We start from the raw sequence: 21,044 nt of genomic DNA, 5'->3' as shown, positions 1-21,044 counted from the left end.
CAGGAGGGCCACCCCGAATGACCGAGATCGCGGCCCAGCAGTCCTCGGCGGCGCGCGAAAGGCTGTTTCGCTGGATCGCGGCGGGCGCAAGCCTGATCGTGTTCGGCGCGGCGCTGTTCGCGCTCAACCGCCTGCTGGCCGACGTGAAGATCGGCGAGGTGCTCAACGCGTTCTCTTCCGTCGAGCGCGATGCGTTGCTGCTCTCCATCCTGTTCACCGCGCTCAGCTACATCACGCTGACCGGCTATGACGCGGTCGCCCTCAAGCACCTCAACCTCAAGGTGCCCTACGGCCACACGGCGCTCGCCTCCTTCACCAGCTATGCCTTCTCCAACAATATCGGGCTGGCGCTGCTGACCGGCGGGTCGATCCGTTACCGCATCTACTCGCTGGAGGGGCTGACGGCGGTCGACATCGCCGCGCTCACCGGCATTTCGACGCTGACATTCATGCTCGGTGCGCTGGCAGCACTCGGCATCGCGCTCTGCGTCGAGCCGGACACGCTGGCAACCATCGACCGGCTGCCGATCTCGCTCAACCGGCTGATCGGCTTCACGATGCTGGGCCTGCTGGCGATCTACTGCATCTGGGTGTCGTGGAAGCAGCGCGCGGTCATGGTGCGCGGGTTCCGCCTGCGTCTTCCCGGTGCCGGGCTGACTCTTGGCCAGATCGGCATCGCCGTCACCGACATCGTGTTCGCGTCCGCCGCACTCTATGTGCTGATGCCGGAGGAACTCGGCGTCGAGTACACGACCTTCGCGGGCATCTTCGTTGCCGCCATCACGCTCGGCATTCTGGCCCATACGCCCGGCGGCATCGGCGTCTTCGAGGCGATGATCCTGCTGGCGCTGCCCTATGCGCCCCCCGACGTGCTGCTTGGCCGCCTGATCCTGTTCCGCTGCGTCTACTACCTGCTGCCGCTCGGCGTGGCCGCCGGGCTGTTCGCCCTCAACGAGGCACTGCACCCAGGCGGCGTCGCGCGGCGCATGGGCGACCGGGCGCTGGTCGTTGGCGGCGCTGCGGCCCCGCAGCTGCTCGGCGTCGTGGTGCTGGCCTGCGGCGCGCTGGTGCTGCTGTCGGGGGCTGCGACGCCCAACCTTCCCAACTTTCCGTGGCTTGCCGGTCTCGTGCCGGTCTGGCTGCGTGACTTCGCCCACCTCGCGGCGGGCCTTGCCGGCGTTGCGCTCGTCATACTGTCGCGCGGGCTGTTCCGGCGGCTGACGCGCGCCTGGCGCTTCGCCGTCATCGCGCTTGGTGTCGCGATCTTCGCGGTGATCCTGCGCGGCTTCGACTTCGAGGAAGCCGGCATCCTCGTCTTCGCGCTCTTCGTGCTGCTCGGCACGCGGCGCGGCTTCGCCCGGCGGGGCCGGGTGCGCTCGCAGACCTATTCCGCCCCGTGGATCGCCGTCATCATCACGGTCATCGGCTTCACGCTGTGGCTCGGCGTCCTCGCCTACGGCCAGCACGGCCTCGATCCGCAGGCGCTGCTGCGCTACGGGGCGGACGAGAACGCCGCGCGCTTCATGCGCACCTCGCTGGCCGTCGTTATCGTGGCCGTGGTTTTCGTCGCGGTCACGGCCCTGCGCCTGCACGAGCCGGCGCTGACGCCGCCCGTCATCCCGCACGCGGTGCGCGCCATCGTGCGACGCTCGGCCGATCCGACGGCCCGCCTCGCCTTTGCCGGCGACAAGCGCTTCCTGGTCGATGACGCCGACACGGCCTTCCTGATGTACGCGGTGCAGCGGCGAACCTGGCTTGCCATCGGCATGCCGCAGGGCGCGCCCGACGCGATACCCGGCCTGCTGTGGCGCTTCCGCGAACTGGCCGAAGCCGAAGGCGGCATTCCGGCTTTCTTCAACGTCGCGGAGTCCGACGGCAAGGCGCTGGAGGAAATCGGGCTGTCGCTGTCGCATATCGGCGACCGCGCGAGCCTGCCCTGTACCGACGGCCTGAGCCGCGACATCGCCTTGCCCGAGGGCTGGAGCGTGGAGACAGCCAGCGAGCGCGAACCGAGCGTCCCGCGCGCCCGCCTGCTGGAAATCGACGCCGCTTGGCAGCAGCGCCATCCCTTTGCCGAGAAGGGCGTGCTGCAGGGCCAACTTGACGCGACCGGCGAGGCGCGCGGCGACCTCGTATTGCTCAAGCGCGGCAAGCAGGTGGAAGGCTTTGCCGTTGTCTGGAACTCGCGCACCGGCGAAGCGGTCCTCGACCTGCTGCGCCTGTCGCGCGAGGCTGAAGAGGAAGACCGCGAGGCCCTGCTGCGGGTTCTGGTGGAAACGGCGCTGTCGCACGCGGCGCGCATCGGCGCGCAGACGCTGCGGCTCGGACTCATTCCCCCCAAGGGCCTCGACACGCTGCTGCTGGCGCCGGCCCTGAAACATGCAGGCCCCGGCTTCTGGTCTCACGGCGGGCATTTCCCCGATGCCGATGCGCTGCGCGCCTTCATGGAATCCTTCGGGACGGACCTGCAGCCGCGCTACCTCGCCTCGACGGGTGGCATTCCGCTGAGTGCGGCGGTGCTCGATGCGGCGACCCTGCTGACCGGCCACCCGCCGCCGCGCCGCACGGGGCTGAATTTCCGCGCCGAGACCTCTTCGGCCTGACGCGCACTTGTACATGCGCACCCCGCGACCCATTTTCGCTGCCATGACATTGCGCCGCTTCGCCTCGCTGCCCGCCCTGATCGCCACGCTGATCGCGCTCGCCCTGTTCCCCCTGCAGGCCAGCGCGCAGGACGAGGAGGCAGCGCCCGCCGAGGGGGAGGTGCTGTCGCTCTACATCTGGCCGAACTACATGCCGCCGGACCTGCTGCGCCGTTTCACCGAGGAAACCGGCATCCGCGTCGACCTCGACATCTACGACAGCAACGAGAAGATGATCGAGCGGATCGCCGATCCCGACCACGGCTACGATCTCGTGGTGCCCGGTGACTATGCTGTGGAACTGATGATCAAGACCGACATGGCCGAGCCGATGAACGTGGCCGACATGGCGAATGTCGCCAACATCGCAGCCCCCCACGATGCACCGCCCTACGATCCGGCGCGCGAATTCAGCGCCCCGTATCTCTGGGGCACGGTCGGCTTTTCCTACGACCAGTCTGCGCTCGGCGATTTCAAGCCGCAGGACAGCTGGTCGATGCTGTTCGAGGTTCCCGAAGCCCTGAAGGGCAAGGTCGGGATGCTCGACGACGAGGTCGAGGTGTTTGCCGCCGCCGCATTCTATCTTGGCCTCGATCCCTGCACGGCCGACGAGGAAGAGCAGACGCGCATCTTCAACCTGTTGCAGCGCCAGGCGCCGAATGTCGCCACCTATGATTCCAATGCGACCATCACCCGGCTGATGTCCGGCGCGGTGGGCGCGCAGATGCAGTGGAATACGTCGGCTCACAAGGTGCGCCGGTCGCTTCCCGGCGTCACCTACGTCTACCCGATCGAAGGGCTGAACTGGTGGCAGGACAATTTCGTGATCCCGAAGGGCGCGAAGAACGCCGAGGCCGCCCGCACCTTCGTCAACTGGATGCTCGATCCGAAGAACGCGGCCGCCGCCTCCAACTTCACCGGCTACATGAACACGGTGAAGGGGTCCGCCGAGCTGATGGACAAGGTCCTGCGCGAGGATGACGCGGTGAACATGCCGGAGCTTTATGCCAGTCGCCTGCGCTCCGTCCCGGTCTGCGCGCCGGAAGTTCAGGCGAAACGCCACGAATTGTGGACGCAGTTGCGCGCGGGCGAATAGCTAGCGGTTACGGCTCAGGCCGGGTCCAGCGCCAGCGTGTGGATGGCTTCCCGAAGCTCGGTGATGCCCGCACCCGTTTCCGATGATGTGGCGATGAGCGCCGGGAAGGCTGCCGGGTGCTTTGCCGCAGCCGCCTTCGTTTCCTCGATGCGCCGCGCCAGTTCGCCCTTCTTCAGCTTATCGCACTTGGTCAGCACCGCCTGCCAGGAGACTGCAGCCTTGTCGAGCGTCTCCATGACGGGCTCGTCGGCCTTCTTGATGCCGTGGCGCGCGTCGATTAGCAGGAACACGCGAGCGAGGTTCACCCGTCCGCGCAGGTAGTCGTGGATCAGCCCGGTCCAGGCCTGCACCACCGCCTTCGGCGCGCTGGCATAGCCGTGTCCAGGCAGGTCGACGATGCGAATGCGCCCGCCGACATCGAAGAAGTTGATTTCGCGCGTGCGCCCCGGCGTGCCGGAGGTGCGGGCCAGTTGCTTGCGGCCCGTCACGGCATTGATGAGGGTGGACTTGCCGACATTGGAGCGGCCCGCGAAGGCCACTTCCGGAATGTCGGTGGAGGGCAGTTGCGGCATCCCCGCAACGCCCAGCATGAAGTCGATCGGCCCGGCGAAGAGCTTGCGCGCGGCTTCCGCGGCCTCGGCCGCTTCCGCGTTCTCGCCGGCGTCGTCAGCGTCGTCCATGACGCTACTTCGCGTCCTCGGCCTTGGTTCGGCGGAACAGGGCCCGGGTGTTTTCCCAGATGTTCACGTCGACGCCCTGGCGCTTCATGATCGTGTACTGCTGCAGGATCGACAGGAAGTTGTTCCACGTCCAGTAGATGACGAGGCCCGCCGGGAACGAGGCCAGCATGAACATGAAGATCAGCGGCATCCAGGCGAAGATCATGGCCTGTGTCGGGTCCGGCGGTGGCGGGTTCAGACGCATCTGGATGAACATCGTGATGCCCATGAGAAGCGGCCAGACGCCCAGCATCAGGAAGGACGGCGGGTCCCACGGAATGAGGCCGAACAGGTTGAAGATCGTCGTCGGGTCCGGTGCCGAAAGGTCCCGGATCCAGCCGAAGAACGGCGCATGGCGCATTTCGATGGTGACGAACAGCACCTTGTAGAGCGCGAAGAAGACCGGGATCTGCAACAGTATCGGGAGACAGCCCGACAGCGGGTTGATCTTTTCCTTCTTGTATAGCTCCATCAGCAGCTGCTGCTGCTTCATCTTGTCGTCGGCATGGCGCTCGCGGATCTTCGCCATTTCCGGCTGCACCTTCTTCATGCCGGCCATGGACTTGTAGGACTTGCTGGCGAGCGGGAAGAAGATGAGCTTGAGGATGACCGTGACCAGCAGGATGGCGACGCCGAAGTTGCCGGTCAGGTGGAAGAAGTAGTCGATCCCGTAAAACAGCGGCTTGGTGATGAAATAGAACCAACCCCAGTCGATCAGCAGCTCGAAGCGGTCGATGCCGAACTTCTCTTCGTAGCCGTCGATGATCGAGACCTGCTTGGCGCCTGCGAACAGGCGGTTGGTGATCGTCGCCTCGCCCTGCGCGGGGACATTCACCGCATCGCGCAGGAAGTCGGCCTGGAAGGTCGGCGTCGTGGCGCCGGCGGCATTCACGCTGCCGGAGGCAAAGCGCGCCTTGAACTTGGAATCCTGCTCCGGGACCAGCGCGGTCGCCCAGTACTTGTCGGTGATGCCGAGCCAGCCGCCCGTGGTGGAGAAGGTCTGCGGTCCGTCGTCGGTCAGGTCGTCGTAATCAATTTCCTGCAGCCCGTCCTCGCCCAGGACGCCGATCAGGCCTTCGTGGAGAATGTAGAAATTCGCCATGTCCGGCAGGCCGTGGCGCGAGACGAGGCCGTAGGGGAACACGGAAACCGCATCGCCCGAGGCGTTCGTGACCGTGTCGGCGACGGTGAACATGAACTGGTTGTCGATGGAGATCGTGCGGCGGAACGTGAGGTCGCCGGCTTCGTGGCGCAGCACGACCGGGCTCGACGGCGTCAGCCTGTCGCCGGATTCAAGCTCCCAGATGGTATCGGCGTTGGGCAGCGCGACGTCCTGGCCCGAGGCCCCGACGAAACCGAACTCGGCGTAGTAGGGGCTGGGGCCGCCCGAGGGCGAAAGCAGCACGATCTGGTCGCTGCCCGGGTCCACCGTCTCGCGGTACTGGCGCAGTACGACATCGTCGATCCGCCCGCCCCGCAGCGAAATGGAGCCTTCGATTTCCGGCGTCTCGATCGGGATGCGCGGCGTGGCGGCAACGGCGGTTTCGCGGTTCGCCGGGGCAGCAGGGGTCGCCTGCGGCACTGCGGGCGCGCCCGTCTCGCCGCCGGGCTGCGGGATGCCGACACCATCGGACGCCGCGTCCTGCTGGCCTGCGGCCTCCAGCGCCTGCTGCTCTTCCAGCAGGGCCTGCTCCTGCTTCTGGCGCTCCATCTGCGGCGCGTTGACCGTGTAGTGCCAGGTGATCATCACCATGAACGAAAGCACGATCGCGATCAGATAGTTCTTGTTGTCGATCATCGGGAACTCTTCGGGTGTACTGCGGGCGCCGATTGGCGGTCTCGATGCAGGCCGAGGATGGCGGTTTCAAGGTCGCGGGCCAATGTCGCGAAGGGCAGGGCCAGCGCGCCGGAACGCGCGATGACCACGTAGTCGTGGCCGGGCCGCATGGCTGTGGGGTCGATAGTGCGCAGGGCGGCGCGCAGACGGCGCTTGATGCGGTTGCGCTGGACCGCGCCGCCGTTCTTGCGGCTCACGGTCAGTCCGGCACGGGCGGGCAGGTCTTCGCGCTCGGCGCGCTGTTGTGCGCGCAGCACGAAGCCGGGGCGCACGGCCTTGCGGCCCGATTGCGCTTTCAGGAAATCGGCGCGGCGCCGCAGGGTTTCATGGGCCGCGGGCTGGTCAACTTCGGCGTTCATGCTCGATGCTGCTCCCTCGGCCCGGCTGGATTACCGGTCGGCGGCAGGTCCGATCAGGCCGACAGCCGCTTGCGACCGCGGGCGCGGCGGCGTGCAAGAACCTTGCGGCCGTTCTTGGTGGCCATACGGGCGCGGAAGCCATGACGGCGAGCGCGCACCAGCCGGCTCGGTTGAAAAGTCCGTTTCACCGCACATCTCCATACAGTTGTCACAGTGCAGCGGTTGGCGACGGCCCTTGCCGTCCTGAGCCTTCCGCGCACGAGAAGATCATGTCTGCAGGTTTCGATACGATGTCGCTCGGAGAGCCTCGATAGCCCGGTTCTCCGCGCCTGACACATCCGATTGTTCGAAACGAAATGCCGGACGGCGTGCGCAAGGTTGCGCGCGCGCCGGTTCCGGCACCTGCGTTGGGCGGCTTATAAGGGAGCGAGGCGGCACAAGTCAACGCGCCTGAGCCACCGATAACGCCTCAAATCACGGCCCCGCGCTTGATTCTCACGTGTCGGTGAGAGTGGCCACGAATTTCGTGCATCTTCCGCGCGATCACATAACTAGGGGACATCGGGGCGCAAGCCGCGCAAACTGCAAGGCACCAACGATGGAATCCCAGACCGTGACAAAGCCCGACATCGCACCAGGCGAGACCCCGACCGAGACCAGGAAGAAAGGTCCCCTGCGGCGTTTCGCCCCTGTGATCGTCATCGTGGCCCTGATGATCGCGGCCTGGGCGACAGGCTTGCACGAATATCTCTCCCTGAACGCGCTCGCCCGCAACCGCGAGGCGCTCGACAATTTCGTGCACGAGAACATCGCGCTTTCGGTTCTGGCCTTCTCCGCGATCTACATCCTCGCCGTGGTGCTGTCGCTCCCCGGCGCGACCATCCTGACACTGGCCGGCGGCCTGCTCTTCGGCTGGTTCTGGGGCGGCACGATTGCCGTGCTGGCGGCAACGACCGGGGCGCTCGGCGTCTTCCTCGTGGCCCGCACTGCGCTCGGCGAAGTGCTGCTGCGCAAGACCGGCCCCTGGCTCGACAAGCTCGCCAAGGGGTTCCGCGAGGACGCGTTCAGCTACATGCTATTCCTGCGCCTCGCGCCGGTCTTTCCCTTCTGGCTCGTCAACCTGGCGCCTGCCGCGCTCGGCGTGCCGACAATGACGTATTTCCTGGCGACCCTCGTCGGCATCATCCCCGGCACCTTCACCTACGCGGTTGTCGGCGCGGGTTTAGGCAGCGTCATCGAGGCGCAGGCGGCAGGCTGCGAGAACGCCGAGACCTGCTCCTTCGACCTCAGCCTCTCCTCGCTGCTGACGGGCGAGATCATCGCCGCCTTCGTGCTGCTGGCGGCCCTTGCGCTGGTGCCGCCCATCGCGCGCCGGTTCCTGCGCCGCGGCGACAAGGCTGCGCGCGAGGCGGGCTGAGGGCTGAAAGCGCAAGAACCGAACACGGGAAAGCCCAAGTGGAGTGGCATGGCCATGCGCCGTGGCCCATATTCACTGCTCCCTCGAAGTGGAATTTGAGAGAATGTCCGAAACGATCAAGACAGATATCTGCGTCATCGGGGCCGGGTCCGGCGGGCTGTCGGTTGCCGCGGCCGCTGCCGCCTTCGGTGTCCCCGTCGTCCTCATCGAGAAGGGGAAGATGGGCGGCGACTGCCTGAACTATGGCTGCGTGCCCTCCAAGGCGCTGATCGCCTCGGGCAAGCGCGCCCACGCCATGCGCAACGCGGAAGCCTTCGGCATCGCCAATGCCCGCCCGCGCGTCGATTACGCAGCCGTCCACGATCACATCCATGAAGTGATCGCCTCCATCGCGCCCAATGACTCCGTCGAGCGCTTCACCGGGCTTGGCGTGCGCGTCTTCAAGGGCGAGGCCTTCTTCAATTCCAAATCCACCGTGCGCGTCGGCGACACGGTCATCGAGGCGCGCCGCTTCGTTATCGCGACCGGCTCCTCGCCCATGGTCCCGCCGATCCCGGGCCTCGACACCGTGCGCTATCTCACCAACGAGACCTTCTTCGACATGAAGGACCGTCCCGACAAGCTGATGATCATCGGCGGCGGGCCGATCGGCATGGAACTGGCGCAGGCTTCCGCACGGCTGGGCTCCAACGTCACCGTGATCGAGGCGCAGGCCCCGCTCGGCAAGGACGATCCCGAGGCCACCCGGCTGGTTCTGGACAGCGTTCGGGAAGACGGCGTGACGGTTCTGGCCGAAACGAAGGTCACGAAGGTGCGCAACGCAAAATCCGGCATCGAGCTGACGCTTGAAGGCCCGGACGGCGAACGCACCATCACCGGCTCGCACCTGCTGGTGGCGGCAGGCCGCAAGGCCAATGTCGACAATCTTGGGCTGGAAACCGCCGGCATCGCGTTCGACGGGCGCGGCATCAAGGTCAACAAGAGCCTGAAGACCAGCAACTCCAAGGTCTATGCGATCGGCGATGTCGCAGGCGGCCTGCAGTTCACCCACGTGGCGAACTACCACGCGGGGCTGGTGATCCGGAACGCGCTGTTCCGCCTGCCGGTCAGCAACGAGACCGCGCACATTCCCTGGGTCACCTATACCGACCCGGAGCTTGCCCATGTCGGCCTCAACGAGCAGATGGCGCGCGACGCGAAGAAGAAGATCAACGTGCTGCGCTGGCCCTACGCCGAAAACGACCGCGCGCAGGCCGAGCGCGAGACGTCTGGCTTCATCAAGGTGATCACCGATCCCAAGGGCCGCATCCTCGGCGCGACCATCGTCGGTGCACAAGCCGGCGAATTGATCCAGATGTGGGGATTTGCGATCCTCAACGGCATGAAGATCGGCAAGATGACGGAATTCGTGTCCCCCTATCCCACGCTCACCGAAATCGGCAAGCGCGCGGCCTTCAACCACTACAAGCCGAGCCTCGGCAATCCGTGGCTGCGGCGACTGATCTCTTTCTTGCGCAAGTTCGGCTAGGGGAGCGGCGCGGGCGTGCCGGACAACGTGCATATCGCTGACGACAACGACACCGGCCTGGTCGAGCCGCGCGCCCCGCGCGGGCTCGGGCTGTCGGCGAAGCTTTTGGGGCTGACGATCCTCTTCGTCATGCTCTCCGAAGTGCTCATCTTCGTCCCTTCGATCGCCAATTTTCGCCTCAACTGGCTCGATGACCGCCTCAACCAGGCCAAGCTCGCCGCCAACGTCTTTGACGCCGCGCCCGACGGCATGGTGCCGGAAGACCTGCAGCGCGAGATCCTCGCCTCCCTCGACGGGCTGACGCTGGCGCTCAAGCACGACGGGATGCGCCAGCTTCTCGCCGTCTCCGACATGCCCGCCAATGTCGACAAGGACGTCGACATGTCCGGCTATAACGTCTTGCCCGCGATCATGGAGGCGATCGAAACCCTGATGGCGCCGCCCGGCCGCATCCTGCGTGTGACCGGTGACACCCGCGAGGGCGAGATGGTCGAACTCGTCATCGCCGAAGCACCCCTGCGCCGCGCCATGTTCCGCTATGCCGCCAACATCCTGACGCTCTCGATCCTCATCTCGGTGGTCACGGCAGCGCTCGTCTATCTCAGCCTCAACGCCCTGCTGGTGCGTCCAATGCGCAGGCTGACGCGCAAGATGGTCGCCTTCAGCGAAAACCCCGAAGACGGGCGCAACATCATCCGCCCCTCGGGGCGCCGCGACGAGGTCGGCATCGCCGAGCGTGAGCTGGAGGCCATGCAGCGCCAGATCGCCGGAACGTTGCAGCAGAAGAACCGGCTCGCCGCGCTGGGCCTCGCCGTCTCCAAGATCAACCACGACCTGCGCAACCTGCTTTCGTCCGCGCAATTGATCGGCGACCGGGTCGGCGCGGTTGAGGACCCGACCGTGCAGCGCTTCGCGCCGCGCCTCATCGCAACGCTGGACCGTGCCGTCGCCTTCTGCACCAACACCCTGAAATATGGCCGCGCTCACGAGGAGCCGCCGGAGCCGCAGGTGTTTCGGTTGCGCGCGCTCGTCGACGAGGTCTTCGAGACGCTCTCGCTGGGCGAGGGCGAGGACGTATCCTTCCGCAACGATGTCGAGGCCGGCTTCGTGGTCGATGCCGACCGCGACCAGCTGTTCCGGGTGCTGATCAATCTGGGGCGTAACGCGCGCCAGGCGCTGGTCGGCAGGGGCGAGATCGACGCCGATGCGGACTACGTGCGCTTCGCCGCCAGCCGCTCCGGCGACACGGTCACGGTCCTGGTGGAGGACACCGGCCCCGGCGTACCGCCGCGTGCGCGCGAAAACCTGTTCCAGGCCTTCAAGGGGTCGAGCCGCGCCGGTGGCACCGGGCTGGGCCTTGCGATTGCCGCCGAACTCGTGCGCGCCCATGGCGGTGAACTGCGCCTGCTGGACGTAGGCGAGGGCGCGACCTTTGCCTTCACGCTGCCGCAGCAACCTGCCACCAGGCCCCGCGGCAACGTCCGACAGGTGTCGGGCGCGCGCGAAAGCGAGCCTGCCGCGCGCAACCCGTCGCGCTAGGTGCAGGCAAAGCCCCAATCGCAATTTCGCCTCTTGAAATGCGGCGCGGCTCCCGCTAGACAACGGCCTCCGCGCGCCCGTAGCTCAGCTGGATAGAGCACCAGACTACGAATCTGGGGGTCAGAGGTTCGAATCCTTTCGGGCGCGCCAATTATCTCAATGACTTAGCTGAATCGTGGAATCTGCCGGCAGAGTTTTGTCAGCAGAATGTCAGCGCTTGGATCGATTTCGCACTTTCGTGATTGGGCTGCGATGTGGAATTGGGTAGTGCGGTCTTCGCCCCCGTGCGGACGTTTAATCGTATCTAGGATGTTTTCCAAAAGCAGCCTTTGATCGAAATTACGGGAGAACACTGCCTAGATGACTGCAATGCGGACCTTGCCATTGTTCGTCCGAATGATCGGAATGGCCGCTTTGATCCAAGGCGTCAGGTATCTGGCGCGGAGCGCGACTTGAGCCACGTCAATACGTTGGTCACCGACCGCTTGTTCTTGGCGGTTCGCGGCATGAGGACATAGAAGTCACTTCTGTCCGCGTCCCAAGCGGGGCCAACTTCGACTAGACGGCCTGCTTCGAGGTCATGGGTCACCAGAAACCGGCTCACCAAGGCCACACCTTGCCCGGCGATGGCTGCATCGACCGCAAGCGACGTTTGGCTCAGACGAAGGTGCCGAGCTGATTGGTCCTTTACGCCCAGTTGCGCAAGATAGCTGGGCCATAGGTCATGGGTGTCATGGATCTTCGGCAGTTTGCTGAGCGTTTCTGGTTCAGGAGGGGTATCGCCCTCGTCCGCAAACATTTGCGCGGCGACTGCGATGAGCGATTGCCTGAACATTAGGGTTACGTCCAGTGACGCGCCGAACGGCGGCGATCCTTGGCGCACTGCAAGGTCTATCCCGTCGCTGTGGAAGCTGGAAACTTTCTCGGTCGCCATGATCCGCAAATCAATGTTCGGGTGTGCAAAGGTGAAGTCTGGTAGGTTGGGGATCAGCCACTTCGCAGCAAAGGTCGGAGTGACGCTAATAAGGACCTTGTTTGGCTCTGGCTTCAGCTCTGCCGTTGCGGATCGAAGGTCGGCAAAAATCTCTGCAATCCTGTTGTGGTAGCTGCGCCCGACCGATGTGAACCTCAGGCCTTTCGGCACCCGTTCAAACAAGACCACACCAAGTTGCGCTTCGAGTTGGCGCACGTGTTGCGCAACAGCCCCCTGCGTGACGCCCAGTTCTTCCGCTGCTGAGCGGAAACTGAGGCGGCGGCCTGCGGCATCGAACGCACGCAAACTGTTGAGTGGGGGAAGTTCGGTCATTCTGCAATAGTATTTCTACTGTCAAATAATATCAGTTCTCAATCGAAACTCCTCAAATAGTCCAATATGTATACCAAAACTGTAAAGGGATGCTCAAGATGGCAGTAGAAAAAGTAGCGCTGATTACAGCTGGCGGCAGCGGAATGGGTGCGGATGCAGCCCGTAAATTGGCAGAAGATGGGTTCAAAGTCGGCATCCTGTCCTCGTCCGGTAAGGGAGAGGCGCTCGGCGGCGAACTGGGCGGATTTGGCGTGACGGGCTCCAACCTTGATGGTGGAGCGCTGAACGCCTTGGTCGATGGTGCGAATGATCGTTGGGGCCGTATCGATGTCTTGGTGAACTCTGCTGGCCACGGCCCTAAGGGACCGGTTCTCGAAATCAGCGACGACGACTGGCATCAAGGCATGGAAGTCTACCTGATGAACGTCATCCGTCCGACACGGCTTGTCACCCCATTGATGCAGGAGCAGGGCGGTGGGGCAATCATCAACGTCTCGACCTTTGCCGCATTCGAACCCGACCCTCTTTTTCCAACGTCGGGAGTCTTTCGGGCCGGGCTCGCCGCATTCACGAAGCTCTATTCGGACAAATATGCGTCAGAGAACATTCGCATGAACAACGTCCTGCCCGGCTTCATAGACAGCCTGCCCGAAACAGAAGACCGCAAAGCGCGTATTCCCATGAGACGGTACGGTTCCGCTTCGGAGGTATCTTCTCTGATCTCTTGGCTCGCCTCGGAAGATGGTGGCTACATGACGGGACAAAACCTGCGTATCGACGGAGGGTTGACCCGTGCAGTCTGATGCCTTGGCTCTTGCAGCACCGCGGGGACGTCTTATCTTCACGGTCAAGTGGGGCGCATCCGCCCTTCAGATTTTGGGATACACCGCGACGGGGCTTAGCTGGACACCTTGGAACCTCTACCTGTTTCTTGTCGGTGTCGTGGGTTGGTTTGCCGTCGGAGCGCTATGGAACGACAAGGCGCTGATGGTTGTCCACCTTGTCGCGCTTGGCGCGATGATTGCTGGTATGGCAAGCGGCTGACGCACAAGAGCGGCCATTCGGGCACTGTGCAGCATTCAATAGGAATGGGCTCCATCTGGACACAGCGGTCCACCCGATAATGGCATAGTCTATGCTGCTCGAATGTCTTGAGCGGTGTGGTGTGGAGGGATCGGTTCGGAGGAACCGCTATGTGAGCTTCAAACCTGCCGATGGTCATCCCTTCACGGAGGGCTTGGAACTACGGGCGCATAGTCGGTCAGAAAAGACCATTGCTTCCCAAACACGTTTGGGCCATTCGCGTCCGACTCGAGTTAGCCGGTGCTACCCGCGACCTTGCCCTGTTCAACATGGCAGTCGATAGCAAACTGAGAGGTTGCGATCTCGTCCGTCTGAAGGTGGCCGACATCTATGCTGCCGGAGCAGTCAAGGAACGCGCGTCAATCTTGCAGACCAAGACCAAAACACCCGTGCGCTTCGAGATCACCGACGGAACCCGCCAATCGCTCGCCGATTGGATCTCACATCCGCTTATGTCAGGTCATCAATATCTATGGCAGGGGCGTTTCCATGACCGACCGCACATCTCAACGCGCCAGTAGGCGCGCCTTCTGAAAGACTGGGTGTGCTCAATCGGACTATAACCGAGCGCTTATGGAACGCACTCGATGCGGCGAACCAAAGTTGCGCAAATTTACAAGAAGACCGGTAACCACCGCGCGGTGCAGCTCTTGCTCGTTCACACGAAGATGGACAGCGCCGTCCGTTACCTTGGCGTTGACCTAGAGCACGCCCTTTCAATCTCAGAGAGCGTCGAAATCTAAATTGTCGGGCCGGTGGAAACACCGGCCCAAACTGGACTCTAACGATGTGTCTACAAAAACGTTCTGGCAGACGAACAACGCCATGGAAACTCATAGTGAACCAACAGCCTCTGAATAGAGCACCCGTGGCCGCTCGATCCCGGCAACCGGCATCAGCACACCCCACGGGTAGGCTGGAACCTCTCCGCGCTGGTATTGGTAGACGACCAACTCTGGCAGGTTTCGTTTGTCGTAGCGCCTGCCGAACGTGAACACGACGCTGTTCGGGGCAGCCAACACCAGATGAATTCGCTTCACGCCGTTCGCGCTCAAGCGCTTGGCGGCTTCGAAGAATTCCTGCCCCAGCCGACGCTGTTTTTTCTGTGACCAATGCGCGTCGGATGACATGCTCTCGAGTGTTAATCGGACGATTGGAAGGTTGAAAGTGGTCGCCAGATCATCATCCGTAACCGGATAGGAGAAGCCGAGCGCAACTACCACCTCCGCTTCTGTCACCGACCTGAAATCATCCACCGAAAAGCTGATGCCGTCGTCTTCGCCGTCGATCTTCCGCCAAGCCTCCTGTGCTCGGTCCCAATCGTAGGTAAGAATCTCACCCTCGTCATCGAGTAGTACCCCGGTCAGGAACGTGTAAGGCACAGAAGTCAGCCCGCCGTAGATCGTTGTGATGCTTGCACGATCGCCATCTTTCTTGTGTTGCAAAACGGAGCGGTGCGCGGCGGCTATATCCGCTATTGCGTTCTCGGGTTTGATGACCTGCCCGTCTAGTCGGTTGCGTAGGTCCAGTATGATTGGCGTAACGGCACCTTCATGATCGTTTGCAACTGCGTCGGCCAGCGGATTGCCATCGTCATCCCGCAAGCCCCGCGCTTCGATGACGACGTTGCGCTTCTTTGATCGCACCTTTGCATCAGAACGATATCGTGACACCGCGAGACCAACTCCTACGAGCAGGAGCACGGTACAGATTGCTAGGATCCATCCATCGACCAAGTCCAAGGTGCGTTGCGCCCTCAGAAAACCTTCCGGAACAGCGCCCAAGGCCGCTCTCAGTATGACTTCTATTAGCCGCGGACCGGCATAAACAGAGGTGATCAGCGCGAGTGAGCCGCCGATCATGAACCGCTCAATCGATTTGACGCGGAACCACCAATCAATCGCTTTGAGGGCGAAGTTTTCGAGAAGGCGCTTTAGCAAGTCAGTCCATTTCCATACTGTATGTGGACCGAGGGCTCATGGCGACATCAACGACAGTTGGTGCATGGCCTTGAACGAAAAGGTGCGCGCTGCAATCAAACCGACAATACCATTTGAGCCGCGATATGAAGAGAATGGCGAAGTTCACACCACCGGTCCCATCAACCAAATCCTGCATTGCGTGCGAGTCCTGCAGGCTTGGCTGCACGCTGAAGCTTGGATGGCTGTGCCATTCGCCCAGATAGTTGAACCTCGTATAATCTGATCCTGTCTTCTCGAAGAATGCAGACAGGGCCTGTTCATGTTCTTCCGCATTTCTATGAAAACTGGTACTCGTGCCGCTGTTGGTGTCGACCGAAAATTCGACGACCCGAAACCTCTGATTGCCCAGGTCTTCACCCATCACCATCCCACCGATTTCACGCCGACCGGCACGAAAGAGGTGCCGCCGCATAGTGCGTACGACGTCATTCGGCAACATTAATTGCATCGGGTTCTTCCTTGGGCGGCAAATGCTCCATGAAAATCTTCAATGCTGTTTTGGGGTCCGTAACGTCCATTGTCTCACCCCAGTCACCATCAGGCTGCAGGTCGATCGGTCTGGTGTCAAAAGGTTGATCGAACAGCCATTCTGAAGACAATCCGATCAGGTAAGCTGACATCGGAAAGATGCTGGCCTCCGGTCGCACCAGGATATCAATTGCATAGCGCGACGCGTGTGCGGAAACGACCGACACATCTGCGTCATCGGCAATGAGTTGAACTCCGCCCTGCGACCGCCCTTCATAGCGCCCCGGGTTTTCTGGTTTGATCCACGTAACACCTTGGTCTTTGCACCAGATTTCGATCTGTCCGCATGCAGCGAGGGGAGTGGGATCCCAGTCCGGCCGCGCACGGGCGATCAAACCACCTATCCCGCCTGAAAACACCTCCGCCCAGACCATCGGAACTTTCCGACGGGTCGCGATGGATGCGATCATGTTGAACGCTTCGGGCGATGCGGTAGCATCAATCAACACATCGCACTCGCCAAGTGCTTCCAACGCACCGGCCATGCTTGCGGCGCTTTCTTGACCACCAAGGCTCATTCGGAAGGTCCGAACATCGGTGCCGGGGGCAAGGTTTCTAAGACGTTCTCGGAGACCTGACGCCTTGTGGATTCCGGCGCACTTCAAATCGAGTTCGTTGCGGACCACGTTTCCGGGAAAGAGAATATCCTCGTCGACGAGAACGAACTTGCCGACACCTGTTCGGCAAAGGCTGGCGGCAATCTTCGATCCTATCGAGCCGCACCCCACAATCCCCGCCTTTTTCCCGCAAAGAACCTCGAACTGGTCTGGCAGACGCTGCCCATCCCGGGGCACGACAACTGTCGTGTAGTTGATGATCTTACGTTCCGCGGCCTTTCCGAAGATCCAGAATAGAGTCCAGTCACGTCCATCCCCGATCAGCAAATGGGTAAGAGCGTCCGTTTCAATTATCTCACCGAGGAGTTCTCGGAGCTCCGCCTTGTCAAGCAGAGGCCTCAGCTCATCGACCGAACGCACGCCGCTGGCAACGGCTTCGGGCACTCTAATCACCGTCCCCGCGTCGGGACCGTCTCCCGTAGGTAATGTCAGATCGCTGATCCAAAGGGGTTCGTCCTTTGGCCCGATCTGCTCAATCGATGCAATATAGACGGATGCGGCTTTGCTTTCGGAGAAGCTAAACGTATTTTTGGTGCGTTCCGGCAATCTATTCAAAGCGTGCAGGTCTTTTTCGCTTAGAAGCAGCCTGCAAGATTTCGAACGCAAATCTCGACCTAGAGAGCTTACATGCGCCGTACGGGCGTGAACGGTTTCTCCAGTACCGGGTTGCTCTTCGACCAGCAAACGTTGGCAGCTGGCCACCATGTCTGCTCCCGTAACCGATGGATGCCAGTTGTCGGGTCGGTGCTCGAGGCAAAGTTCGCCATCCGGACCGTACTGATGCAATGAAATCCGTGATTGATCTTCGGTGAAGATCATGGGTGGCGAGTCGGGAAAGACGCTCGGATACCGCATCCGAAAGCCAAGCTCTCTTTCCCCATGTGCGATCGAAAAAGTCACGCACATCGCCAACTCGCTGTCGGCCTGCCAGCTGGTGACTCGCAACCAATCCACGCACCCTTCGAGATCGGCGAGCGCCGCCTTTTCCATCACGAGCCGCGAGTTTTGAAAGACCCACCAAGTCATGCAAAACCGTCAGGTTTCTTCGGCGTGCGAGGTTCATCCGCGAACGAGACGCTTGGAGCTGCGGTGCCTGACGCTGCCGTCGCCTTGCCGAGGAGCCCAGCACTGCCAAGGCGTGTCGGCTGCAAAGCGGCATCGCTTGCTTGATCGGTGATGTCCCGTCCCATGCGGCTTGCCAAGACACTCGACATCCGACGGTATTCTACCAACCGCCCTGCAGACGAGAAGTCTTCCCGAGCCTGCGCTAGCCAACGAAAAAAAGCCTGGGCGCGTTCGGGATGATCCTCCCACTTGTCGGCGAAGTTTTCGAGGGCGTCGGTTGGATTTCGGATGATGTATTTCGCACCATCGTGTTCGATGGCGTTCTCCATACGACTCAAGATGGACAGCAGTGCCAAGCCAATCGTATCCTCACCTTCGTAGGCGTGAGCCGCCAGCGATGAGATGACGATCGATATCGGTTTGTCGGTCGGGTCATCCGCAAACATTATGTCGCGGTGCCGCTTGAGAATCATGATGGCAGACTGCAAAGGTGTTCGAACACGGTTCGTCGGGATATCCTCAACGCTGGCCGTAACGCCTTCTGCGCGCATTTCATTAAGCACCTGCTGGCGCCGCCGGATGAAGGCATCTCCCATCCTGGACTTGAACCATTTCGCGTATCCGCGAGGGTTTGAACGGGGCCAGTCTTCAGTGATTTCGTAAAACTCAGGAAGTTCGTTGTCGGTGATGGCGATCGCTGTGTCGGCAAAGCGTGCGTCGAGATTACGAGACTCAAGCAACAATCGCTGAGCTTGTGCGTTCGGAATGCACGGCACGATATCCATGTGGAACTGTGCGCCGTCAGCATATTCCAAGCGCCAGCATCGACGCCCCTCGTGGACCTCCTTTTGGATGCCCTTGCTCTCGCGATAGGCCTTAATTTCTTCTCCCAAGAGCTCTTTGAGTCGAGCTTGGGACAGACTAGACTTTGTCAGTTTTGTCAGTGAACAGGCACAATCCACATCGTACTCTTCTCCATCAGACTCAGGCTTGATGACCGTGCCGAGGCGGAAAGATCCTTGCACGAAGACGTCGGGGCCATAGTTCTTGACGGTGGAATCATCGCGATGAAGCCACTTGCCGAGCGACTTGTAGCTCCTCTCCGCCTGTTCGTAACGCGCTGGTGGGATCTCAAGCGTCTTCGCCAGAGCTTCCAAATATGCTTCCGCTTGCTTCGTGATCGTGACCGTCATCGCACATTTCCCTTCTGTCCGAAGAAAAAGTGGCAGGTAAAAGAGACCATTTCAACAGCGAGGAAGTTACTATGTCCATATTTGCTTCACGGAAATTTGTGACCACCGATCCTTCTGGTTAGATGTCTGCTTCCCGCCCAAACGAGCCATTTTCATCCGCTCACGATCCACGCCCCGGATATTATTTGAAGCTTCAAGGGCGCTATCAGGGAATTATATAGCTTCTCCAACTTGTTTGCAGTTCTGCAAAGAAGGCGAAGAGCGCGGACAATAATTGTTGGTCAGAAATTTTCCTCAAGCTGATCAACCCGCATGTCGCAGAAACCAAATTCGACCAACCGCATTCGCAGTTATCGCAAGGGGCATTCGCCTCGCGGGTCGTTTAGAGATCTGGCTTGCGCAATTGCGCAGATTACCCGCGCCCTTCTGGTTTCCTGCATTGCCTGGTTTGGCCTTGCCGCGGAGGCGACAGCCGCCCCCCTCATCTCCGATTTCATCGACAAGGTCGAGCTTCAGGACATCGTCCCGGAAGCCGATGCGCTCGGGAATCTGCGAGCTGATCTGCCTGTTTATGAAGCCCGCAAGGGCAACAATGTTGTCGGCTACGTCTTCCTGACTTCGGACTTCGTCACCACGACAGGGTATTCGGGCAAACCTATCCATGTGGTCATGGGCGTAGATCCGGACGGCAAGATCACCGGCGTACGGCTGATCAAGCACTCCGAGCCGATCGTGCTTGTGGGCATCCCGGAAAGCTCGATACGCGCGGTGATCGAAAAATACACCGGCCTCGATCTGGTGGCGGAGGCGGAATCGAGCGGTTCCGCGCATGATCTCGATATCGTTTCCGGCGCCACAGTCACAATCATGGTCATCGACGATTCAATCGTGCGCGCAGCGTGTTGCGCGGCAACTGGGCCTCGGCGGCCTGCAGGCGGACAAGGTTTCCGAAGGCCCGGGGAAGCGGATCATTCCGTTCGAGACTGATAATGTTCCTGTCTCCGACTGGCAGACGCTTGCAGGCGACGGCTCGATCCGCACGCTCAAGCTCGATGTCGGCCAGGTCAATCAGGCCTTTATCGCATCAGGCGATCAGCGCGCCATTGCACGGCCCGAGCCCGGCGATGACAGCGATACATTCATCGACATGCACATGGCGCTCGTCAGCGCGCCGGAGATCGGCCGGACACTGCTGGGCGACGACGAGTACGCCAATCTCACCGAATGGCTGGGCGACGGCGAACAAGCCATACTTGTCCTTGGCCGCGGGCGTTATTCCTTCAAGGGTTCCGGTTATGTGCGCGGTGGCATTTTCGACCGCATTCAGCTGATCCAGGGCGACAATTCCGTCCGTTTCCATGACAAGATGCACCGCCGCCTCGGTCGGCTGGCGCCCGAAGATGCGCCCTCCTTTGCCGAACTGGATCTGTTCCGCATACCCGCCGATGCCGGTTTCGATCCGGCAGATCCCTTCCGTCTGCAATTGCTGGTGCAACGTGCGGTCGGCGCGATCGACAAAGCCTTCATCACCTTCGATCTCGGCTACAATCTTCCCGACCGCTTCCTCGAAGCGATCCCGTCGGAGACACCGAAGACTGCCCATGACGGCAGTGCTGCTGCGCAGGATGCGGCCTCGGACCCCGGCGAACTGAGCCACTTGTGGAAACGCATCTGGTGGCAGAAGCGCTACGAGGCCGGAATCCTTGCCGCCGCGATCATCGTTCTGACCGGCGTCTTCTTCTTCCAGATGCAGGTCACGCGAAGCGAGCGCTTCGTCTACTGGTTCCGCATCGCATTCCTGACGGTCACGCTGGTCGTGCTCGGCTGGCACGCCAACGCGCAGCTTTCTGTCGTCAACGTGCTGGCTTTCTTCAACGCGGCGATGAGCGACTTCACCTGGTCCGCATTCCTGATGGACCCACTGATCTTCATCTTGTGGTTCTCGGTCGCTGCATCGCTGCTGTTCTGGGGACGCGGCGTCTTTTGCGGTTGGCTCTGCCCCTTCGGCGCCCTGCAGGAACTGACCAACAAGATCGGTCAGTATTTCAAGATCCCGCAATACAAGCTGCCCTGGGGCCTGCACGAACGGCTGTGGCCGATCAAATACATGATCTTCCTGGGCCTGTTTGGTCT

General features: G+C 61.8%; 18 protein-coding genes, 1 tRNA gene and 1 pseudogene. 11 read left to right on the top strand and 9 right to left on the bottom strand.

All coding sequences use genetic code 11. The annotated features are described in order from the left end of the window. Positions 1-17: 17 nt before the first annotated feature. On the top strand, positions 18-2,603 hold the full coding sequence (locus ACKTEK_RS15320) for a phosphatidylglycerol lysyltransferase domain-containing protein (RefSeq protein ID WP_409166190.1): 2,586 nt from the start codon (positions 18-20) through the stop codon (positions 2,601-2,603). Positions 2,604-2,616: 13 nt separating this feature from the next. Further along, complete coding sequence (locus ACKTEK_RS15315; RefSeq protein WP_409166189.1) at positions 2,617-3,738, top strand: extracellular solute-binding protein; 1,122 nt, start codon at positions 2,617-2,619, stop codon at positions 3,736-3,738. 14 nt (positions 3,739-3,752) lie between these two features. Here the strand turns inward: ACKTEK_RS15315 and yihA are convergent, their stop codons facing one another. Genes yihA through rpmH form a run of 4 tightly spaced genes read right to left on the bottom strand, consistent with a single transcriptional unit; the run spans position 3,753 to position 6,841 of the window. Next, positions 3,753-4,418 (bottom strand): ribosome biogenesis GTP-binding protein YihA/YsxC, encoded by a 666-nt coding sequence (gene yihA, locus ACKTEK_RS15310; protein WP_409166188.1) that lies wholly within the window; start codon positions 4,416-4,418, stop codon positions 3,753-3,755. 4 nt (positions 4,419-4,422) lie between these two features. Beyond that, positions 4,423-6,255 (bottom strand): membrane protein insertase YidC, encoded by a 1,833-nt coding sequence (yidC, locus tag ACKTEK_RS15305; protein ID WP_409166187.1) that lies wholly within the window; start codon positions 6,253-6,255, stop codon positions 4,423-4,425. After that, a complete protein-coding gene (gene rnpA / locus ACKTEK_RS15300) occupies positions 6,252-6,653 on the bottom strand; it encodes a ribonuclease P protein component (RefSeq protein WP_409166186.1) in 402 nt (133 codons plus the stop codon). Before rnpA ends, yidC begins: the two co-directional genes overlap by 4 nt. A gap of 53 nt (positions 6,654-6,706) precedes the next feature. Further along, positions 6,707-6,841 (bottom strand): 50S ribosomal protein L34, encoded by a 135-nt coding sequence (rpmH, locus tag ACKTEK_RS15295; protein ID WP_409166185.1) that lies wholly within the window; start codon positions 6,839-6,841, stop codon positions 6,707-6,709. A 410-nt stretch (positions 6,842-7,251) separates the two neighbouring features. Between rpmH and ACKTEK_RS15290 the strand changes: the two genes are divergently transcribed. The 4 genes from ACKTEK_RS15290 to ACKTEK_RS15275 all read left to right on the top strand — a co-directional run bounded on the left by ACKTEK_RS15290 (position 7,252) and on the right by ACKTEK_RS15275 (position 11,287). Further along, positions 7,252-8,070, top strand: a complete 819-nt coding sequence (locus tag ACKTEK_RS15290; RefSeq protein WP_409166184.1) for a TVP38/TMEM64 family protein — start codon at positions 7,252-7,254, stop codon at positions 8,068-8,070. A gap of 103 nt (positions 8,071-8,173) precedes the next feature. After that, positions 8,174-9,598, top strand: a complete 1,425-nt coding sequence (locus ACKTEK_RS15285; protein WP_409166183.1) for a dihydrolipoyl dehydrogenase family protein — start codon at positions 8,174-8,176, stop codon at positions 9,596-9,598. A 15-nt stretch (positions 9,599-9,613) separates the two neighbouring features. Beyond that, positions 9,614-11,137 carry a sensor histidine kinase gene (locus ACKTEK_RS15280; protein WP_409166182.1) on the top strand — a complete coding sequence of 508 codons (1,524 nt, stop codon included), beginning with the start codon at positions 9,614-9,616 and terminating at the stop codon, positions 11,135-11,137. Positions 11,138-11,210: 73 nt separating this feature from the next. Next, a tRNA-Arg gene (locus tag ACKTEK_RS15275) sits at positions 11,211-11,287 on the top strand. Positions 11,288-11,564: 277 nt separating this feature from the next. Here ACKTEK_RS15275 and ACKTEK_RS15270 read toward each other — a convergent pair. After that, a complete protein-coding gene (locus ACKTEK_RS15270; protein WP_409166181.1) occupies positions 11,565-12,443 on the bottom strand; it encodes a LysR substrate-binding domain-containing protein in 879 nt (292 codons plus the stop codon). Positions 12,444-12,541: 98 nt separating this feature from the next. Between ACKTEK_RS15270 and ACKTEK_RS15265 the strand changes: the two genes are divergently transcribed. The 3 genes and pseudogenes from ACKTEK_RS15265 to ACKTEK_RS15255 all read left to right on the top strand — a co-directional run bounded on the left by ACKTEK_RS15265 (position 12,542) and on the right by ACKTEK_RS15255 (position 14,269). Continuing rightward, positions 12,542-13,246 carry an SDR family oxidoreductase gene (locus tag ACKTEK_RS15265; protein ID WP_409166180.1) on the top strand — a complete coding sequence of 235 codons (705 nt, stop codon included), beginning with the start codon at positions 12,542-12,544 and terminating at the stop codon, positions 13,244-13,246. Further along, on the top strand, positions 13,236-13,487 hold the full coding sequence (locus ACKTEK_RS15260; RefSeq protein ID WP_409166179.1) for a DUF6552 family protein: 252 nt from the start codon (positions 13,236-13,238) through the stop codon (positions 13,485-13,487). The genes ACKTEK_RS15265 and ACKTEK_RS15260 overlap by 11 nt, the downstream gene beginning before the upstream one ends. A gap of 170 nt (positions 13,488-13,657) precedes the next feature. After that, positions 13,658-14,269: pseudogene (locus ACKTEK_RS15255) on the top strand (tyrosine-type recombinase/integrase). A gap of 90 nt (positions 14,270-14,359) precedes the next feature. On the opposite strand, the gene ACKTEK_RS15250 reads toward ACKTEK_RS15255, so the two are convergent. From ACKTEK_RS15250 to ACKTEK_RS15235, 4 genes are read right to left on the bottom strand one after another with little or no spacing between them, the layout of a single operon-like run. After that, positions 14,360-15,466: an SAVED domain-containing protein gene (locus tag ACKTEK_RS15250; RefSeq protein WP_409166178.1), complete on the bottom strand. Its 1,107-nt coding sequence runs from the start codon at positions 15,464-15,466 to the stop codon at positions 14,360-14,362. A gap of 1 nt (position 15,467) precedes the next feature. Beyond that, positions 15,468-15,920: a Mov34/MPN/PAD-1 family protein gene (locus tag ACKTEK_RS15245; RefSeq protein ID WP_409166308.1), complete on the bottom strand. Its 453-nt coding sequence runs from the start codon at positions 15,918-15,920 to the stop codon at positions 15,468-15,470. 13 nt (positions 15,921-15,933) lie between these two features. Beyond that, positions 15,934-17,679, bottom strand: a complete 1,746-nt coding sequence (locus ACKTEK_RS15240; RefSeq protein WP_409166177.1) for a ThiF family adenylyltransferase — start codon at positions 17,677-17,679, stop codon at positions 15,934-15,936. Beyond that, positions 17,676-18,911 (bottom strand): nucleotidyltransferase, encoded by a 1,236-nt coding sequence (locus ACKTEK_RS15235; protein WP_409166176.1) that lies wholly within the window; start codon positions 18,909-18,911, stop codon positions 17,676-17,678. The genes ACKTEK_RS15240 and ACKTEK_RS15235 overlap by 4 nt, the downstream gene beginning before the upstream one ends. Positions 18,912-19,223: 312 nt before the next feature. Between ACKTEK_RS15235 and ACKTEK_RS15230 the strand changes: the two genes are divergently transcribed. Next, positions 19,224-19,898 carry an FMN-binding protein gene (locus ACKTEK_RS15230; RefSeq protein WP_409166175.1) on the top strand — a complete coding sequence of 225 codons (675 nt, stop codon included), beginning with the start codon at positions 19,224-19,226 and terminating at the stop codon, positions 19,896-19,898. A gap of 160 nt (positions 19,899-20,058) precedes the next feature. Next, the coding region (locus tag ACKTEK_RS15225) for a 4Fe-4S binding protein (RefSeq protein ID WP_409166307.1) at positions 20,059-21,044 on the top strand (986 nt) is incomplete at its 3' end.

It is taken from the genome of Tepidamorphus sp. 3E244 (assembly GCF_046159835.1).
Lineage (GTDB): Bacteria > Pseudomonadota > Alphaproteobacteria > Rhizobiales > Tepidamorphaceae > JACKJK01.
Note: the sequence above shows the minus strand (reverse complement) of the source record. Positions and strands in the feature narration are given on the sequence as shown.

What these genes read in the sequence shown, in the direction of transcription:
- ACKTEK_RS15320 (WP_409166190.1), top strand. Translation starts at nt 18, where the DNA reads ATGACCGAGATCGCGGCCCAGCAGTCCTCGGCGGCGCGCGAAAGGCTG.
- ACKTEK_RS15315 (WP_409166189.1), top strand. Translation starts at nt 2,617, where the DNA reads ATGCGCACCCCGCGACCCATTTTCGCTGCCATGACATTGCGCCGCTTC.
- yihA (WP_409166188.1), bottom strand. Translation starts at nt 4,418, where the DNA reads ATGGACGACGCTGACGACGCCGGCGAGAACGCGGAAGCGGCCGAGGCC.
- yidC (WP_409166187.1), bottom strand. Translation starts at nt 6,255, where the DNA reads ATGATCGACAACAAGAACTATCTGATCGCGATCGTGCTTTCGTTCATG.
- rnpA (WP_409166186.1), bottom strand. Translation starts at nt 6,653, where the DNA reads ATGAACGCCGAAGTTGACCAGCCCGCGGCCCATGAAACCCTGCGGCGC.
- ACKTEK_RS15290 (WP_409166184.1), top strand. Translation starts at nt 7,252, where the DNA reads ATGGAATCCCAGACCGTGACAAAGCCCGACATCGCACCAGGCGAGACC.
- ACKTEK_RS15285 (WP_409166183.1), top strand. Translation starts at nt 8,174, where the DNA reads ATGTCCGAAACGATCAAGACAGATATCTGCGTCATCGGGGCCGGGTCC.
- ACKTEK_RS15270 (WP_409166181.1), bottom strand. Translation starts at nt 12,443, where the DNA reads ATGACCGAACTTCCCCCACTCAACAGTTTGCGTGCGTTCGATGCCGCA.
- ACKTEK_RS15265 (WP_409166180.1), top strand. Translation starts at nt 12,542, where the DNA reads ATGGCAGTAGAAAAAGTAGCGCTGATTACAGCTGGCGGCAGCGGAATG.
- ACKTEK_RS15245 (WP_409166308.1), bottom strand. Translation starts at nt 15,920, where the DNA reads ATGCGGCGGCACCTCTTTCGTGCCGGTCGGCGTGAAATCGGTGGGATG.
- ACKTEK_RS15240 (WP_409166177.1), bottom strand. Translation starts at nt 17,679, where the DNA reads ATGACTTGGTGGGTCTTTCAAAACTCGCGGCTCGTGATGGAAAAGGCG.
- ACKTEK_RS15235 (WP_409166176.1), bottom strand. Translation starts at nt 18,911, where the DNA reads ATGACGGTCACGATCACGAAGCAAGCGGAAGCATATTTGGAAGCTCTG.
- ACKTEK_RS15230 (WP_409166175.1), top strand. Translation starts at nt 19,224, where the DNA reads ATGTCGCAGAAACCAAATTCGACCAACCGCATTCGCAGTTATCGCAAG.